We start from the raw sequence: 17,511 nt of genomic DNA on the forward strand, positions 1-17,511 counted from the left end.
CCGCTACCAGGGAAGAATCATCTCCCGTCGCTGTCCGGCAATAAACTCCTCCCGGTCTGCCGCGAAGATGCGTTCCTCCATGCGGACAATCCATCGGTCGGCGGATCGCTTGATTTCATACAGGGAATAACGGGCACGCCGTTCGTCGGTGCGCACCAAGGATGATACCGATGGCACTCCCATTGCGGGGATCAGTCCCACCGGCCCGGAGAGAGAGCCCTGTATTGTTTTGTGGGCATGACCAAAGAGGACCAGTTCGACCCCGTAACGCGCAATCAATGCCTGCAGGGCCGACGCATCGGTTAGACTTCGCCGCCGGCTGACGACACCCGATATCGGCGGGTGATGGATCAGAAGTATACGGAAAAGGTGTTGACCAGGCAACTGCTGCAGAAGCATTTCCAGCTTAGCCACCTGCTCTTTGCCGAGTCTGCCCGTGGCAAGGTGGAGTGCGCTCGGTCGGGCCGTACTTGTGCTGATCAGGGCAATATCACGACGGATGCGCAGCGTCGGAAAGAGTTCCTCTAGGCTGGTGGCGGAAGCAGCAGTCTGCGGAGGCGAGTTATCGCCCTGCATGTAGGGCAGCCAGAAGGCAAACGATTGCTGCCATGCAGTCCTGACATACTGGTCATGGTTGCCGGGAATGACGGTGACCTGTTCGGGTGTGCCGACCGCCTGCAGCCAATCCCGGGCCGATGCGAATTCAGCTGGCAGGCTCAGATGGGTCAAGTCACCGGTAATGACAATATGGTCCGGTTGTGTCCGTTGCAGATCTTTAGAAAGAATGGTAAGTAACTCATCGTGCTGCTCGTGTCTGCGTTTCAGCTGCCAGCGCAGACAGCCGAGCATTCTTTTGTTGAGAAAATCACCTCGGCGGCTGTGCTCAACGCAGGTGATGTGCGGGTCAGAGCAATGGGCAACAACGTACCCCTTGGCTGCAGATGCATCGTCCGCCGCCCGGATGATCGTCCTGCCGGAGTTGAGAATGTCTGGAAAGGTCGCTGGCATAATGGCCAAACCTATACAGGAAGGAGAGTGTTTTTGCAAAGATTGACTATAAAAGAACAGCAGTATGAGTAAATATATCCATTTTTGTCATACATGTCCGGTACAGATCTGGGGCATGACCTCACAACAGCGGATAGAGCGTATTCTGGGAGAAACCGCCCAAAGCTGTACCGCAGATGAATTGAAAAAGCTGTCTGACAGCGATACCGTCCTGATTCTCCGTGGCGACTACCTGTTCGATGACCGGCTGATCGAAAACCTTGCTGGAACGCCAAATGTTCTCCTGAACTTGCAGGACCGCCAGCCGCAGACAGCCGTTGCCGCGCATGTCCCGGCCGGCTTGGCACAGCAGGCCCTGGATCTGATCACCGACAAGACAACGAACGACGTACTGCCCGGCGTGGAAAATCTGACCCCTTCGACCTTCCCTCTATCGTTTCATAAAAAATTGCGCAAGAATGAACCGCCGTTTGTCCTCCCGATCACCGCTGAACGAAAAAAGGACCTAGAACGGCGTCTTTTCGACTGGTCCTATAAAGGCGTCACGGATCTGGTCACGAAATGGGCATGGCCCTGTCTGGCCCGCCATGTGGTGGGGTTTTGCGTCCGGCTGCATATCAGGCCCAACCAAGTCACCCTGGCCGGTTTGGTGCTGGTGATCATCGCGGGGATTTCCTTTGCCACCGGCCAATACGGCATCGGACTGGCAGCGGGATGGCTGATGACCTTTCTGGACACTGTGGACGGCAAACTGGCCCGCGTAACTCTGACTTCCAGTAAATTCGGCCACTACTTTGACCATATGATCGATCTCGTCCACCCTCCCCTCTGGTATATACTGTGGGCGATTGGCTTACCTGATGCCCAGGCAGACAGTCTGGGACTCCCTTTGAACGCTTTTTTCTGGGTGATCCTGGCCGGGTATGTGGGCGGCCGTCTGGTCGAAGGATCCTTCCAGTTATTGCTCGGCAGGTTCAGCATATTCTGCTGGCGGCCGTTCGATTCGTATTTCAGGCTGATTACGGCCAGACGAAATCCGAACCTGATCCTGCTGACGCTCAGCTATCTCGCTGACCGTCCGGATCTAGGACTGGTGGCCGTGACGATCTGGACGGTTGCCAGTACCCTCATCCTGCTTGTCCGACTGGCGGCCGCCGGTTATGATCGGGCCAGACAAGGAGGACCGCTCGGTTCATGGTTGTCCGAGGCGGATACGCCGAGGTATTACAACTCACGTGCGGCCCGGATATTTGCAGGCCATGCGGGCCGCTGATCTGCAATGGTTTTGCTCTGCTTGCCGAAATGAAATGGCCGCGACAACGCCTGCAGTTGTTCAGCCGGTGCGGATCGGCGTTCTGTATAATCCGTTGAGTGGTAAAAACCGTCAGGCCCCTGGAGTCCTGCCGCGTATAATCAGCGGCTATCCCAAGGTGCTTCTGAAAGAAATCCGGACTCCCCATGCGGTGCACGACGCGCTGGTAGATTTCGCCCGCCAGGACATTAACCTGATCGTAATAAGCGGCGGCGACGGAACTGTCCAGGCCGTCTTGACGGTGATGTTCACCCGGCAGCCCTTTGTCACGCACCCTCAACTTGTTGTGCTTGAAGCGGGTACGACCAACATGATTGCTGGCGATGTCGGCCTATCAGGCGATCAACACCGGGCCTTGCAAGGTCTGTTTGCCTGGGCCCTGACCGGCAGGGGCCGGGTCACCCGGGCTCAAAGACCGGTTCTTTGCCTGCGGGTCTCCGGTCACGAGGCGAAATACGGCATGTTTTTCGGCGCTGCCATCATCAGCCAAGGCATCCGATACTACCAGCAGAACCTCCATAACCACGGATTACACGGTGTTTTGGGGATAGGTCTGACCCTGTTCCGTTCCCTGTGGGCTGCTATCAGACACAGCAACAGGCAGATGACAACCACCGCCATGACGGTTTGTCTTGACGGACGACCGCCGCAACGGGACAATTTTTTGTTATTTTTTGTCACGACACTGAATCGGCTGTTTTTCGGTCTGCGGCCGTTTTGGGGAGATGAACAGGGGCCGTTGCGCTATACAGCCGTGAGAACACAGGCACCATATCTCCTGCAGGTCCTGCCCATGCTGGCAAGAGGAAGGCGGTGCCGCAAGGGAACGCCGGAGAATGGCTATTTCTCCGGCAATGTGCGGGATATACAGTTTTTTCTGGACAGCCCCGTTGCACTGGACGGTGAATTGTACACACCGGATTCCATCCAGGAACCAACCGTGTTGCAGTGCGGCGGCAGTGCCACCTTTTTACGAGTAGAATAATGTCACCTCCAACAGAACTGGTTCATGTAATCCAGCTGCATACTTCTCGACATGCCTCACCGGCGGTCTCCCTCCTGATGCAGGAGGTTTTTTCCCGTCATGGTAACTCCGTGCAGGGGATAGTGTTTTATGGGTCCTGCATGCATTCGGGTGATGACCTGGACGGACTTTTTGATCTGTACGTTCTGGTGGACGGGTACCTTTCCGCCAATCGCAGCCTCCTGTATGCTTTCCTCAACAACGTGCTGCCGCCCAATGTTTTCTATCTGGAATCCCTGCTTGAAGGTAAACGGGTCCGTGCCAAGTACGCTCTCTTGTCCCTGGCTGATTTACGCAAAGGAACATCGAGGCGCTGGTTCCATTCTTATTTATGGGCCCGTTTCTGCCAGCCGTCGGTGGTCGCCTATGTACGAAACGACGATGTTTTGAACCAGATCCACACGGCCTTTGCTCAGTCGGTCATCACTTTTATCTCAAGGGTATTGCCGCTCTTGCCGCCGCAATGGACCATCCGGAATCTGTGGCAGAAAGGGCTCGGAATGACGTACCGGGCCGAGTTTCGTCCAGAACGTCCGGACCGGCAGGCACGCTTCTTCGATGCGTCAGCGAACTACTTTGAGGAAGTGACCCTAAAAGCCCTTGAGAGCGTTCCGTTCCGGATAACAAGCACAAACGGCCAGGGGGCTACGCTTTATTCGGCCAGCGTTGACAATTCAGTGAGTTTCTTTTCACGTCTCACCTGGGCCATTCGCATTGTGCAGGGAAAAATCCTTTCCGTGTTGAGACTGATGAAGGCTGCATGGACCTTTGAGGGCGGCGTGGAGTATATCGTTTGGAAGATCGAGCGACATTCCGGAGTCAAAATCGAGGTGAGCCCTTTTTTAATGCGGCATCCCATTCTCGCCCTGTGTTTTTTATCATTGCGGTTATATCGGCTGGGTGGAGTTCGATGATTCTGGTTCAGGGCGTTTCGGCAGCGTATCGTTACCGGTTTACCTGCTCTCGCAAATTGAACATTTTTCTCAGGCAACTAAAATAGTGGTAAAAATGATGCTTTTGAAGTAAAAAAACTGTCAGTAAAAATTACAGAATGCCATCAGACAGCAAAAACGAACGGTCTATGTTGTTATATGGTTTTCCTGGAGTTATTTCAAATTAATGAAAGCAACGCCTACTACACATGATTTACCGTTACTATACGAAGGATTTTCGACCCTTGCCGAAGCGCTGGATTACGCGGCCCAAGGAGAAACCGGTTTTAATTTCTATTCCGGCCAGGGAAAACTCTTTGCAACGCTCTCCTACGCGACCTTGCGCGATGATGCACTGAACCTGGCAAAAAAGTTACTCTCCTTGAACACGCCCCGCGGTACACGGGTGGCTTTAGTTGCAGATACGCATCCTGATTTTGTCCGGTTCTTTTTCGCTTGCCAGTATGCGGGGTTCATCCCGGTCCCCCTGCCAGCTACAATACAACTGAGCGGCCAGCAGGAATATACCAATCAGCTGGAACGCTACCTGTCAATATGCCAAGCGGAAATCGCCATAGCTAATGATGATTTTCTTCCCTTTCTGATCGAGGCAGCCGCACGGCTGAAAATCCGCTTCGCTGGAAATTCACAGACTTTTGAAAATCTACCGGAATCGGAAGCCCCACTGCAGCCCCTGCAAGCGGATGAACTGGCGTATCTTCAGTATACTTCGGGCAGTACCCGCTTCCCGCGAGGGGTCATGATCACCCAGGAAGCGGTTTTGCATAACACTCAGGCAATCATAAAGCATGGTGTGCAGATTCGCAGGGGAGATCGTGCCGTTTCCTGGCTTCCTTATTATCATGATATGGGACTTGTCGGGCTGCTCCTTACACCCTTGGTCTGCCAGGTCTCGGTCGACTATCTGAATACCCGACATTTCGCGATGCGCCCGCGCCTGTGGTTGAAGATCATGTCCGAAAATCGGGGGACCATATCCTTCAGTCCGCCGTTCGGCTACGATCTTGCCGCCCGCCGTCTGCGGGACGTCGATCTGGCCAGTTACGATTTACGGAGCTGGCGGGTGGCCGGTGTCGGCGCGGAAGTCATCCAAACCGAAACCCTTGCCTTTTTTGCTGATCGCTTGAAGCTCAGCGGCTTTGATGCGCACGCTTTCCTGCCCTGCTACGGCATGGCTGAATGTGCTCTGGCCGTGTGCTTCGGTCAGCTCAGTCAAGGAGTGCAGGTGGATCGTGTTGACGCGGAACAGCTTGCTTCCCGCAAGAGAGCTCTTTCTGTTCAGCCTGATGTGAAAAATGGAACACACAGAGCCAAAAAATTTACCAACTGTGGAAGCTTGCTGCCCGGATACGAGTTGGAAATCAGAGACGCGCAGGGCCAAATACTCCGAGAAAGGGATTGCGGGATACTCCATGTGCGAGGCCCGAGCTTGATGTCAGGTTATTTTGACAACCCTGAGGCCACACGTGAGGTCCTTTCTCCGGACGGCTGGCTCAATACGGGCGATATAGCGTATCTGGTCGGTTCCGATGTCGTTATTATTGGACGGTTAAAAGACGTAATCATCATGAATGGCCGCAATATCCTGCCGCAGGATATTGAATACCTGGCGGAATCACTGCCTGAAATACGGACAGGCGATGCGATAGCATTCCCAGTCCCGAACCCGCAATCGTATGATCAGGCGGTTCTTCTTGTTGAATGCCGGGAAAATGACCTGCTGAAACGTCAGGATCTTGTCAAAAAATTAAAACAGAAAGTCCGTGCAGAGTTGGGAATCGACTGCATTATTGAATTGGTGGGCCGCAACACCTTAATCCGAACGACGTCCGGAAAGCCATCCCGTCACTCCACCAGGAATGACTATCTGCAACATATGCTTCAACTCACCACTGTAAGTCCATGAGACGCTGCAAAAATCGGATAGAATCCGTAAAATTATCATGTCTCGAACTATTGCAATAACCGGAGCAACTGGATTTATCGGCAGCATGGTGGCCCAGAGGTTGGTTTCCTCCGGTTGGCAGGTGCGGGCGCTGGTCCGACCTGCTTCGCTCCATAAGCGCCCCCAAGGTCTTGGTGTCGAGTGGATTACAGGTGGCATGGACGATACAGACAGCTTGCAACGGATGACCGCCGGGGTGGAAGCAATTGTCCACTGTGCCGGTGTGGTCCGCGGATCCACTCTGAAGGATTTTGAATACATCAATGTTGATGGTGTAGCCCGATTGGTTAAGGTAGCGACTGCGCAGCACCCTCAACCGAAGTTTTTACTCATTTCCTCCCTCGCAGCCCGTGAACCCCATCTTTCATTTTATGCCGCGAGCAAGCGCAATGGCGAGAATATGCTGGCCTCTCTCGCAGGTGATATGTTTTGGGGGGTTTTTCGCCCTGCCGCGGTATATGGCCCCGGAGATCATGAAATGCGGCCTCTGTTCCAATGGATGTTCAGAGGTGTCGCCCCGCTCATCGGATCTGAAGAAAAACGTGTTTCGCTATTGTACGTGGTGGATCTGGTTGAAGCCATGCATTCCTGGTTGCAGAACAGCAAACATTCGCAGCGTTGTTATGAGTTGCACGATGGTCACCCGAACGGATATTCATGGCATGAGATTATTTCCGCCGCCGAACGGTTGAGCGGGAAGGCAATATTCAGGGCTCATATACCGGTATGTTGTGTGCGAATACTCGCAAAACTGAACCTCATGGCAGCACATGTTCTTGGCGGACCGCCAATGCTGACGCCCGGCAAGGTGCGGGAATTGATCCATCCGGACTGGGTGGCGGACAACAGTCAGTTGCACGGTGAAACTGAGTGGAGTCCTCGGATTTTGCTGGAGGAAGGGTTGCAGCAAACGATGAGGCTTGCAAGATGACAGTTCTTGACACCGTATAAAAAAAAGAAAGGTTTACATTTCATGGCAACAGATGAACAGATATTGCAGCAGATCCAAGGCTTGTTGCAACAGATACTCCCGGGACATGCCCTGCGGGTGACGGTAGACCTGAATCTGACGAACGATCTGGATCTTGATTCACTCAAGGTTTTGGAACTTCTGGAGAAATTAGAAGACGCCTATGACATTTCCATACCGATTAACATACTGGCGGGGATCCGGACCGTGGGAGATCTCGTTGAAGAAATTGAGAAATTGACTGATTCATAACGAGCCGGCCATGCTGATCCCGGGCCTCTCCAAGGACATGTCCGGCCTTTTGTTGATCGACCCACCTTAAAGGGGGTACGTGGCAGCCAACAACCTGCGCGTTTTCGCCTTTGTTCTTGGGGCCAGATCCGGCGACCACATCTTACACGTTGAATAATGGAAAGAAAGCTTTCAGCACGGGGACTTGAGAAGTCCTATAAAGGCCGGAAGGTTGTTCGCGGGGTCGACCTGGAGGTTAACTCAGGGCAGGTTATCGGCCTGCTGGGTCCGAACGGTGCAGGAAAAACAACGACCTTTTATATGGTGGTCGGCCTGATTCAGCCAGACAAGGGCCAGGTTCTGCTTGATGAACAGGACCTGACCGACTTGCCCATATACACCAGGGCTCGTGCCGGAATCTCCTATTTACCGCAAGAAATGTCCGTTTTCCGCAAACTGACCGTTGAAGACAATCTACTGGCCATCCTGGAAACCTTAAATATCAGCTACAGCGAACAACAGATACGCAAGGAGCATTTGTTGGCTGATTTCCGGTTGTCGTATTTAGCAAAAAACCTGAGTTATACGCTGTCCGGCGGCGAACAGAGACGTCTTGAGATTGCCAGAGCACTGGTGATAGAACCGGCATTTATCTTGATGGATGAACCATTTGCGGGAGTCGACCCCATTGCCGTCATCAATATTCAAAACAGTATCCGTCAATTGAAAGGGAGAGGGATCGGTGTGCTGATCTCGGATCATAACGTCAGGGAAACGCTGTGCGTCTGCGATAAAGCCTATATTCTCGACCATGGAGAAATACTGGAATTTGGCGAACCTGACTTTATCGCCACCAGTCCCAGGGCTAAAGAAACCTACCTGGGAGAAAAATTCCGGCTTTAAATTCCGGCCCCCTGCAACTTCCCGGCCCGCTACGCCAGGGAAATATGGCGCTGTATCTCTCAGGGGCATAGTCGCCTCATTCTATGTAATGAGCAAATCCGCTTTCGAGCCGGTATGCCCGGTCGGCTGCATCCAGGATGGCTGTCTGATGAGATATAGCCAGAATCGTGAGCGTACCGCGCAGCTGCCTCAGGGTAACACAGATAGCAGCCTCGCTGGCCGGATCAAGGGCGCTGGTGGCCTCATCCAGGATCAGCAGCCTGGGTTTATGGACCAAGGCGCGGGCGATGGTAATGCGCTGTCGCTGCCCACCTGAAAGGCGGCTTCCCCGTTCTCCAACCACGGTATCGATCCCATCCGTCATTTCAGCGACAAAATCCCAGGCCCCCGCTGCTCGCAGGGCATCTTCCACATCCTTGTCGGTGAACCTTGAGTCGCCAAGAGTCACATTCAGTTGCACGGAATCATGCAACAGCAGGGTTTCCTGCGGCACATAACCTATCATATGGCGCCAACTTCTCAGGTTGATCGCGGCAAGGTTTCTATCATCAATCCACACTCGGCCTGTCTGGGGCGAAAGCAGGCCGGTTATCAGATCAACGATGGTCGTCTTGCCTGCACCAGATGGGCCAATGATCGCTGAAAATGTCCCTTTGGGAAAATCCAGCGATATATTTTTCAAAATCGGTTTGTCCCCATACGAAAAATTGACATTGTGCAGGCGGATCGAATCGTTAAAGATCGGTTCAATCGTGCCGCTAAGATCTTCTTGTTCCTCTTCGTTCTCCTGAATCCTGGACAACAGAGACCAATATGCACTTTCAGCGATGACCATGGTCTGATGTTCTTTCTGGGCGTTCTGCAAGGTCTTTAGAATTTTCACCAGCATAAAGGCCATGGTTATAACGGTGGCCAGAGGGACATGCCACCAGATCATCGCCACATACAGGGCAAAGGCGAAAAAGATGGTAATCAGGGGTTCCTGCAGGGCCTTTAAGGCCTCTTTACTGAACACCTGCTTCTGCAAGACCCGGTTTAATTTTCTCGTCTCTTTCTGCAGCACCAGATCGGCCATATTTTCCCGGGCCATGGCCTTTAATGGTTTAATGGATTGCAGGGTATCGGTCAACAGGGCGAGCAGCGAATTGAGCAGGCTTGTCTGACGTTGCCCGGCCTTTTTGGCTTTGGTGACTAAGCTGCCAAGGATATAGAGGATAATGACGCCGGCCGCCAGTGCAATGAGGGTCTCTTTCCATGCCATCAGCAAGGCAACACCTGTGTACACCGCCGTGCGCAGAAGCAACGCGATGACCCGGATACCATACAGATAGGCGTCTGCCGACCGGTTGGCCTCAGTGGCAAACGCATTCGTATACTTGCCGATCGGCTGATGGACATAGTATTCCCAGCGTGTGGCAAAGAGTGCGCGTATCAGCGCCAGACGTAGATCAGTGGCCACCTGGGCCACCATATATCCAACCTTCTTATTCGCCAGCAGGGAGAGCAGGGCTGTTACGATAATGCATCCCACAAAAAAAGCTAAAAGGACACCCATGGTGGGCCGCAAACCGACCGCAGCAAAAAAACCGGTAACAAAGTGTTCCAGCGGCGAATGCGAATATCCGGCGAGACTATCCGCCCCGCTTGTTGTGTTGATGACAACGCCCAGGAGGGGCAGCAGCATCGTTAAGCCAAAGCCTTCGGCAATACCGGCAAGCAGCATGGCGATGAGCGTGACAATGCTCTGGGAAGGGTACGCCTTGAAGAAAGTGATGATTAAACGCATGGCCGCTTGCAGTTGACGCACAAAAGAATATTGGAGTATCCGAGAAGCTCAGCCATTTTGGCGACTGGCAATTCCTTGATCAATCCGGCATACGAAATTCGAACGACGTTTCAGGTACGAGAACCTGCCAGCGAAGCAAACGCCTCACCAATCCTTTCGATCTGCTCCTTGGAGTGTGCGGCACTGAGACTGCAGCGGAGGAGCGCCCCCCCGCCAGGTGTGGCGGGCGGCAAGACCATGTTGACATAGATGCCGCGTTGCAGCAGGCTGTTCCATATGGCGAAGGCCTCTTCCACGTTCCTGTAGTGTATGGCAATAATAGGACTGGCGGCGGGACCAACTTCGTAACCGAGTCCTTTGATCCGTTCATACAGGAAATTGGCATTGTCCCATAGCCGTTTTCGCAATGCAGGTAGTGAACGTATGATTTTCAGGGCTGTCCGGGTGGAGGCGATCGTCGATGGTGAAAGAGAGGCGGTGAATATATACGGCCTGCTGGCGTAACGGATAAGTTCCAGTTCCGGGTGGTTGCTGGTGCAGAAACCACCGATCGCCCCCAGGCTTTTGCTGAATGTCCCGATGACAAAATCTACCAGATCCTCAACCCCGGCCTCCTCGGTCAAGCCGCGGCCGTTCTCCCCAAGCACGCCGAGGGAATGTGCTTCATCAACAACGAGATACGCACCATACTTCTGCTTCACGGAGACAATATCTGCCAGCGGCGCCCTGTCGCCCATCATGCTGTACAGGCCTTCAACCACAATCAGCACATTGGTTTCTCTTTTGACAAGCCGCTGCAGGCGCTTTTCCAGATCGCGGACATCGTTATGCCGGAATCGGATGACTTCCGCTCCGCCCAACCGGCATCCGTCATAGATGCTGGCATGGCAGTCAGCATCCAGCAGGATCACCTCACCGGGGCCGACGGCGGTTGACAGTATAGCCAAGTTGGCGAGATACCCGGTAGAAAATATGATGGTATGGGTACGGCCATAAAAATCCGACAGCTCGTGCTCCAACGCAATATGTCCGGCAAATGTCCCGTTGGCCATTCGCGAACCAGTTGTGCCGGTGCCCTCCTTTTCCGCGGCCAGACATGATGCGTTGATGCATTCCTTGTTAAAGGTGAGCCCCAGGTAATTATTGGTGCCGAGCAGAAGTGTCGGGCGGCCGTTCACCACAGCCTCGGTGGGTGACGATATGTCCTCCAGAACGATGTTGAAGAAATCACTGCAATTCTTCTCCATCGACCTCCTTACCTCCGCCAGTTGCCGGAACTTATAAAAAATATCCATTTTTATCCATTTCAGGTTCTTTCTTTGTTAACTACTATCACTTGTGTTCCAACATTTATTTAAATAACGTAGGACGGTCAATCCGGCAAGAGGCTCATGCCCCAGAGAATAACCGGAGATCAAGAAAGAGAAAACCTTAAATGCTGCTTTGCGATCATTCTGAATGCGAATGTAATTTCCTTTTAGGTACCCCCGGCTTTGTCGGGGACAACAGAAGAGAGGTGGTTCCGAAGAATTGAACAAGCTGTTAAGTGGAAATTATCTCTGGCGGGTTAACGTGCCCTTCACCTGGAAGAATGAGCGGAGGGGAAATACCGTCTGCGTTGCACGAGGTTTGTTGGAATTTCAGCTTTCTCCAAGAAGTTCCCTTCGTATTAATATCCGATCATAAGCTCAAGAACTTCTCAATACACCCATGGTTAAAGCTACTACTGTATCTTGGAACCTCTGCTTGCCCAGATTCCTAGCAACAAATTTTGAATTTGGTTGTTGAGCTTATCCATGAACACCTTTACCTCAGTCGTGAGAGGGCATAGCTGAGCTTATTCCTGAACATTTGGACCTTGAGAAGAGCCCAAAAATCACACCAGAAAAGGAGCAATGTGGATCTTTTGTAAATTCGAAATTATCCCAGACGAAATCAGGATCTGAGCGGCCGAAAGAGTGGGGTTTTTACAAAAAACTTTTGAACAACAACACATTCAGCAGCGTTATGACGGTGCCGATAAAGAGCAGTAATAGCGTTGTTGCATTTGAGTTCGCATACTTACCCATGACCTTCCGCGACGAGGTCAGGTAAATCTGCAGGAAAATGGTAAAGGGGAGCTGGATGCTGAGGAGCATCTGGGAAAGGATGAGGGCCCTGAACGGGTTACCGATAAAGAGGATGACCGCGAATGCACCCAAGAGGGAGATGGCAACTCCGAGGCGAGTGTGGTTGTCTTTGAGGTCGTAGGGCTCGTTGTACATGCCGGCAAATATTGTGCCGCCGGCCATGGCCGAGGTTATGGTCGACGCCAGCCCGGCAAAGAGCAGGGCAACGGCGAATATCACCGCGGCATTTTCTCCCACCAGCGGCGTCAGCAGTGACTGCGCCTGCTGTAGTTCATTCACCGGCCTGCCGGCCTTGAAAAAGGTGGCGGCTGCCAACAGGATCATGGCGCTGTTGATGGCCCAGCCAATCCCCATTGACATCAGGGTGTCGAGAAATTCATAATCAAGCTGTTTGCTGATGGTGTTTTCATCTTCAAGATTCCACTGACGGCTCTGGATGACCTCAGAATGGAGGAAAAGATTGTGCGGCATGACAACCGCCCCGAGTACACTCATGACGATCATGATTGATCCTTCGGGTATGGTTGGAGTTATCCAGCCCGCGGCTGCCGCCGACCAGTCGATATCGACCAGGATGAGTTCATAGAGAAAGGACAGGCCGATAATCGAGACGAAACCGACGATGATTTTTTCAGTTATCTTGTAGGAATTGCTGAACAGCATGATCCCGACAATGGCTATCATCAGTAGTGATCCCGGTACAATGGGGATATGGAAGAGCATGTTTAGGGCGATGGCTCCTCCCATGATTTCGGCAAGCGAAGTGGATATTGAGGCCAGCACTGCCGTGAGTAGGACTCCGCGCGAGAGAGCCTTCGGGGTATAAGTGGTGGCGGCTTCCGAGAGACAGAGCCCTGTGGCTATGCCCAGGTGAGCGACGTTGTGCTGCAGGACAATCAGCATGATCGTGGAGAGGGTAACCATCCAAAGCAACCGGTAGCCAAATCCAGCTCCAGCGGCGATGTTCGCGGCCCAATTGCCGGGATCGATGAAACCAACGGTGATCAGCAAGCCGGGTCCGATGTATTTGAAGATCTCCAGGGCAGCAAAGACCGGGCGATAGCCTTTCCGGTCAATGGTTTCGAAATTAAATTTCATAGCAGTTGTTTCGGTGGCACAGGAAGGGCTGTATAAAGAAGGCTGACTTGTGGCATGGCCTGTCCATGCCTCAGTTCATCAGCTTATATCGGCCTTCTCGGTCACAGAGTGTGGTAGGTAATAAGTAGATGCTTTATTGAGTGTTCCTGAAAAGCCCCTTTCCAGCGAAGGGCTATCCTAGCAAAGCAATAAACCTACCCTCTCAAGACAGCATTTGCAAATATTTTCAGTCTGCAACCAATAGCTGAAATCCGCCTAAGGTTGCCAAAATTTTGTCAACAATATCAATAAAAAGAAGTTTGTCATTCCTTCACATCGATGAAAAACCTCTGATAATTTTTCCATCTTCCACAGGAGTTTCGGAGATAATCCCTCCCCGCTCAGCAATCCCCTTTAACATCAATACGTTGCGTCGCTCAATCCCGTAAGACCCTCCAGGAAAATCAATATCGTCATGCGAACATCCCAAAAATATTGGGTTTGCGAAATATTTTTCTTGACATGTAAGGCCCTACTGATATTATGCCTGCATGGCGCATTTTCACATAAAAACCAAAAAGGGAAGACCCTACCTCTATGTGCGGGAGATTGCCAGGGTAGACGGCAAGCCAAAGGTTATTTCCCAGATCTACATCGGGTCACCGGAAAAGGTCGCAGGTTTGCTTGGCGGCAAAGAGGCGGATCTTTTGAACTTGAAAGTTGAAGAGTTCGGCTCACTCTGGCTTGCACATCAGATCGATCGAGATATTGATCTCTGCGGAATCGTCGATAGTGTCGTTCCAAAGGCAGAGAGGGAAACCGGTCCTTCGATCGGTGAGTATTTTCTCTATTGCGTACTGAACCGGATGGTACAGGCCGTCAGTAAAAACAAACTCGCCGATTGGTATAAGAAGACGGCCATCCAGCATATCCGACCCGTCGATCTGGATGAACTCACCAGCAAGCGCTACTGGGAGAAATGGGACCGAGTGAGCGAAACAGAACTACAGACGATTGCTCGCCAGTTCTTCGAGCGTATCTGGCAAATCGAGACGCCGACCGCCGATTTTCTGCTCTTCGATACCACCAATTACTATACCTACATGGCCAGTCAAACCGACTCGAAGCTTGCCCAACGGGGAAAGAACAAGGCGGGCAAGCATCATCTGCGGCAGATTGGCTTAGGACTTCTGGTCGCACGGGATTCACGGTTGCCGTTGTATTACAGTGTCTATCCCGGCAACATCCATGACAGCAAGCATTTTGAGGCGGTGATGGATGAGATGTTTGGTGTTGTTTGTGGCCTCAACAAAACGAAAGAACGGCTCACCGTCGTTATCGACAAGGGCATGAACGCCGATGACAATTACGCTTGGATTGACGAGCAGTCCCGGGTTCACTTTATCACCACCTATTCGACATATTTTGCCGAAGACCTGGCGATAACCCCGATGAATCACTTTGAACCTGCCGATACGACCGAGAATCGTCGGCGTATTGAGGAAGGTCAGGAGGATGAGTGTCTGCTCGCGTACCGGACCAAAGGCGAGTATTGGGGCAAAGAGCGAACCGTGATTGTTACCCATACCCCTGCGTCTGCCCGCAAGCAGGCCTACACCTTTGCCGATAAACTGGAGGCCATGCGCCAGGAGTTGCTGGCCGTGCGGGCAAAGGTAAGAAAGGCTCCGCACTGGCGGAATGAGGTAGCTGTTCGAGAACGATACGTCAGATTTTGTGAACACATACACATGACGCCGCAATTGTATGAGCTGGAATTCGAACAATCCCCTGACGGCCTGGTGCTGACCTTTCGCAAAAATACCTACCTGGTCGACCGGAAGCAGGCCATGTTTGGGAAAAACATCATCATTACCGACAATACCGATTGGTTAACGGGCGATATCATTGAGGCAAGCCTTGCCCGCTGGCAGGTTGAGGAGCGCTTTCGACTCAGCAAGAACGATGATTTGGTAGGCACGAGCCCTGTCCGACATTGGACGGACAGCAAGATCAGGTGTCATCTTTTTACCTGTGTAGTGGCCATGACCTATTTGCGCAGGATCGAGTTGAAGATGACAGCTGCCGGACGGAAACGTTCAATTGAGGAGATCATGGAAGACATGCGGCATCTGCATTATGTCTTGAGCATAAAAAAGGGGAGCCGGACACCTGAGCGCCGCCTGGAAACTCCCAGTAAGACCCAAGGCGAAGTCCTATCGGCCTTTGGCTACCGCGTCGACGAGAGTGGGGTCTTACAGGGTCCCGTGGGTTAAACCCTTATGCTGCAAGGGCTCGCGGCCCGCCGCGCTGGTTATCTCCGAAACTCCTGATAATCAGGGCGTGGTGTAATAATACTTTGGGGTGCACCCCGGATGCTTACAATTCGGCACTGAATTTCAACGATTATTTGAGCTCCGTCGTTGCAAAGTGATTTCAAAAACGCCACGGCAAGTTAGATTGCGAAAATGCAATCAAAGATGGATCTAAGGGTAGTCAGAATGTTCAAAGTACAACCAGAGAGGTACAACCTTTTCACTTTCAGGCTTCAGGATGCTGATCATTAAAGAGCAAGAAGCACTGCTGCCACCAGACAACTCGTTGGCGCACAAAAGGAAAGTAAGAGCTGATCGAGGGTTCTGTACGACGCTGTTCCTACTCCGATATCACTATGGCAGGTGGTGAATCCTCCGCAACTCTTTATGATACCGTAAACTATGGCAAGACCCATCACCGGTAATGCTTGCTATGTCGTTACTTGATTCGGATAATCTGAGCATCTCGCCAGACAAGAAATCCCTAATTCACAAGAAAGCTGGCTGGACCTTGACTTTCACACCGAGCACCGATAAATAATCGGGAACCTCGATTATTTGGCAATCTCCGGCCATGTCTCAATTGCTTAGTAAACAATTATCAGGATAGGCTGGGGATACTTGAGGAGGTTGAGCAATACCTTACCCAATTTGCTTACTCGTGAACAATTATTGTAATTAAGCACACATATATCAGAGAATCGTGTAGCTTGCGATTCTCTGCGTTTGTCGCCTGATTTATCAGTCCAAAGTTTCGGCTTTTGCCTTTTCCAGACAGTCAAGACAAATACCATGGCTGGATTTAAGGGTATATTTCTTTTCCAGAAAACTTTCCATGGGTATCCATTGGTTATCCAACTTAATTTTTCTGCACCATGCACAGACTCGAATAAACCGCTCGATCTTCTCGTTTTTCCTCAAATATAATATGGTACTTCCAATTATAACAAGGCCCACGATCGTACAAGTTGCCGTCTCAAAAATATATTCGGCCATCCGAAATGGGGTAGAAGGAGATCCGAAAAATAGATATGGCACATCAACAAATTCATCGAGCCAAATAACCAATAACATCGCACAAAACATCAGTCCTTCTGCTGCTACGATCAATATATTTCGTGGAGAAGAGAGCATGGGATGACACCAATAGAGAAAATAATGGCCTTATATCTGAAATTCGAGACGACTTTACCTTAGCTTTAAGATAGTCGTCACAATAATGAGCTAAATCATTACTGAGTATTTTTAAAAACCCGGTAAATGTGTTGTCGCAGCCCAGATATCTTCATCTTTGGGTTCACAAATCATTGCAAACACAGTCCAACCCATAGGAGGATCGAGAATTTCCACACCCATTTTCCCTTCGGATGTATTCCCACTAACCCATTTTTGTTGGACCTGCATTCTGAAATTTCTACCCTTTGCGGAAACGATTATTGACAACTTTTTACCCTGGCTTTTAAGTTTTTGAGGAATATCATTCAATAGAATGCCAAGACGAGAAATGTTGCATACGGTTGCCGAGAAGAATTCAACTCCGTCTGAAAGATTAGCAACCAGATTTTGCACTTCAACCCTTTGGTGGCGTCGCTTTTTCATTTTCACCTCATGTTGTTCAGCTTTAATGCCGCTTCCCTCACTCAGAATATCTTGGTGCTATATTGATGTGGAAAGGTGAAGGATGGTTTCTATTTGTGCTGTTGATTTAATTACCTAACTCAAAAAGATGATTCAGAGAATCTCAAAGATAACCTGCAATCATCTCGAATACTCCGTTGCAACTTGATCAAACCTCAATCCTAAAAAATTGCCGCCTCTAGGAGTCGTGAAAATGGAAGGGCCAGGCTGACTTCACTAACAT

General features: G+C 51.3%; 14 protein-coding genes. 8 read left to right on the top strand and 6 right to left on the bottom strand.

The genetic code is table 11. The annotated features are described in order from the left end of the window. Positions 1-3: 3 nt before the first annotated feature. Positions 4-1,008 (bottom strand): metallophosphoesterase, encoded by a 1,005-nt coding sequence (locus tag OEL83_10975; protein MDK9707559.1) that lies wholly within the window; start codon positions 1,006-1,008, stop codon positions 4-6. A gap of 64 nt (positions 1,009-1,072) precedes the next feature. Here OEL83_10975 and OEL83_10980 point away from each other — a divergent pair, with 64 nt between their 5' ends. From OEL83_10980 to lptB, 7 genes are all read left to right on the top strand, one after another. Next, positions 1,073-2,281 carry a CDP-alcohol phosphatidyltransferase family protein gene (locus OEL83_10980; GenBank protein MDK9707560.1) on the top strand — a complete coding sequence of 403 codons (1,209 nt, stop codon included), beginning with the start codon at positions 1,073-1,075 and terminating at the stop codon, positions 2,279-2,281. Positions 2,282-2,315: 34 nt separating this feature from the next. After that, positions 2,316-3,305 (top strand): diacylglycerol kinase family protein, encoded by a 990-nt coding sequence (locus tag OEL83_10985; protein MDK9707561.1) that lies wholly within the window; start codon positions 2,316-2,318, stop codon positions 3,303-3,305. Beyond that, positions 3,305-4,258 carry a hypothetical protein gene (locus OEL83_10990; GenBank protein ID MDK9707562.1) on the top strand — a complete coding sequence of 318 codons (954 nt, stop codon included), beginning with the start codon at positions 3,305-3,307 and terminating at the stop codon, positions 4,256-4,258. The genes OEL83_10985 and OEL83_10990 overlap by 1 nt, the downstream gene beginning before the upstream one ends. Positions 4,259-4,463: 205 nt before the next feature. Further along, positions 4,464-6,203, top strand: a complete 1,740-nt coding sequence (locus OEL83_10995) for a fatty acyl-AMP ligase (protein MDK9707563.1) — start codon at positions 4,464-4,466, stop codon at positions 6,201-6,203. Between the two features lie 37 nt (positions 6,204-6,240). Further along, positions 6,241-7,173, top strand: a complete 933-nt coding sequence (locus OEL83_11000; protein MDK9707564.1) for an SDR family NAD(P)-dependent oxidoreductase — start codon at positions 6,241-6,243, stop codon at positions 7,171-7,173. 42 nt (positions 7,174-7,215) lie between these two features. After that, a complete protein-coding gene (locus OEL83_11005) occupies positions 7,216-7,464 on the top strand; it encodes a phosphopantetheine-binding protein (protein ID MDK9707565.1) in 249 nt (82 codons plus the stop codon). A gap of 156 nt (positions 7,465-7,620) precedes the next feature. Continuing rightward, entirely contained in the window at positions 7,621-8,346 is a 726-nt protein-coding gene (gene lptB, locus OEL83_11010) for an LPS export ABC transporter ATP-binding protein (GenBank protein ID MDK9707566.1), read from the top strand. Positions 8,347-8,422: 76 nt separating this feature from the next. Here lptB and OEL83_11015 read toward each other — a convergent pair whose 3' ends face one another. The 3 genes from OEL83_11015 to OEL83_11025 all read right to left on the bottom strand — a co-directional run bounded on the left by OEL83_11015 (position 8,423) and on the right by OEL83_11025 (position 13,359). Continuing rightward, positions 8,423-10,132, bottom strand: coding sequence for an ABC transporter ATP-binding protein/permease (locus tag OEL83_11015; protein ID MDK9707567.1), 1,710 nt, complete (start codon positions 10,130-10,132; stop codon positions 8,423-8,425). Between the two features lie 110 nt (positions 10,133-10,242). Next, entirely contained in the window at positions 10,243-11,427 is a 1,185-nt protein-coding gene (locus tag OEL83_11020; GenBank protein ID MDK9707568.1) for an aminotransferase class I/II-fold pyridoxal phosphate-dependent enzyme, read from the bottom strand. A 672-nt stretch (positions 11,428-12,099) separates the two neighbouring features. Further along, positions 12,100-13,359: an Nramp family divalent metal transporter gene (locus tag OEL83_11025; protein ID MDK9707569.1), complete on the bottom strand. Its 1,260-nt coding sequence runs from the start codon at positions 13,357-13,359 to the stop codon at positions 12,100-12,102. A gap of 530 nt (positions 13,360-13,889) precedes the next feature. On the opposite strand from OEL83_11025, the gene OEL83_11030 reads away from it, so the two are divergent. Next, positions 13,890-15,611 carry an IS1634 family transposase gene (locus tag OEL83_11030; GenBank protein ID MDK9707570.1) on the top strand — a complete coding sequence of 574 codons (1,722 nt, stop codon included), beginning with the start codon at positions 13,890-13,892 and terminating at the stop codon, positions 15,609-15,611. Positions 15,612-16,391: 780 nt separating this feature from the next. Here the strand turns inward: OEL83_11030 and OEL83_11035 are convergent. After that, positions 16,392-16,760, bottom strand: a complete 369-nt coding sequence (locus OEL83_11035; protein ID MDK9707571.1) for a hypothetical protein — start codon at positions 16,758-16,760, stop codon at positions 16,392-16,394. Between the two features lie 135 nt (positions 16,761-16,895). After that, the gene (locus OEL83_11040) at positions 16,896-17,249 is read right to left on the bottom strand and encodes a PilZ domain-containing protein (protein MDK9707572.1); all 354 of its coding nucleotides are present in this window, start codon (positions 17,247-17,249) and stop codon (positions 16,896-16,898) included. Between the last annotated feature and the right edge of the window lie 262 nt (positions 17,250-17,511).

It is taken from the genome of Desulforhopalus sp. (assembly GCA_030247675.1).
Classification (GTDB): domain Bacteria; phylum Desulfobacterota; class Desulfobulbia; order Desulfobulbales; family Desulfocapsaceae; genus Desulforhopalus_A.

Bases quoted from the DNA above. Each gene is read 5' to 3' on its own strand.
- OEL83_11030 (MDK9707570.1), top strand. From the start codon at position 13,890: ATGGCGCATTTTCACATAAAAACCAAAAAGGGAAGACCCTACCTCTAT.
- OEL83_11020 (MDK9707568.1), bottom strand. From the start codon at position 11,427: ATGGATATTTTTTATAAGTTCCGGCAACTGGCGGAGGTAAGGAGGTCG.
- OEL83_11005 (MDK9707565.1), top strand. From the start codon at position 7,216: ATGGCAACAGATGAACAGATATTGCAGCAGATCCAAGGCTTGTTGCAA.
- OEL83_10985 (MDK9707561.1), top strand. From the start codon at position 2,316: ATGGCCGCGACAACGCCTGCAGTTGTTCAGCCGGTGCGGATCGGCGTT.
- OEL83_10995 (MDK9707563.1), top strand. From the start codon at position 4,464: ATGAAAGCAACGCCTACTACACATGATTTACCGTTACTATACGAAGGA.
- OEL83_10975 (MDK9707559.1), bottom strand. From the start codon at position 1,008: ATGCCAGCGACCTTTCCAGACATTCTCAACTCCGGCAGGACGATCATC.
- lptB (MDK9707566.1), top strand. From the start codon at position 7,621: ATGGAAAGAAAGCTTTCAGCACGGGGACTTGAGAAGTCCTATAAAGGC.
- OEL83_11000 (MDK9707564.1), top strand. From the start codon at position 6,241: ATGTCTCGAACTATTGCAATAACCGGAGCAACTGGATTTATCGGCAGC.
- OEL83_11040 (MDK9707572.1), bottom strand. From the start codon at position 17,249: ATGAAAAAGCGACGCCACCAAAGGGTTGAAGTGCAAAATCTGGTTGCT.
- OEL83_10990 (MDK9707562.1), top strand. From the start codon at position 3,305: ATGTCACCTCCAACAGAACTGGTTCATGTAATCCAGCTGCATACTTCT.
- OEL83_11025 (MDK9707569.1), bottom strand. From the start codon at position 13,359: ATGAAATTTAATTTCGAAACCATTGACCGGAAAGGCTATCGCCCGGTC.
- OEL83_10980 (MDK9707560.1), top strand. From the start codon at position 1,073: ATGAGTAAATATATCCATTTTTGTCATACATGTCCGGTACAGATCTGG.
- OEL83_11015 (MDK9707567.1), bottom strand. From the start codon at position 10,132: ATGCGTTTAATCATCACTTTCTTCAAGGCGTACCCTTCCCAGAGCATT.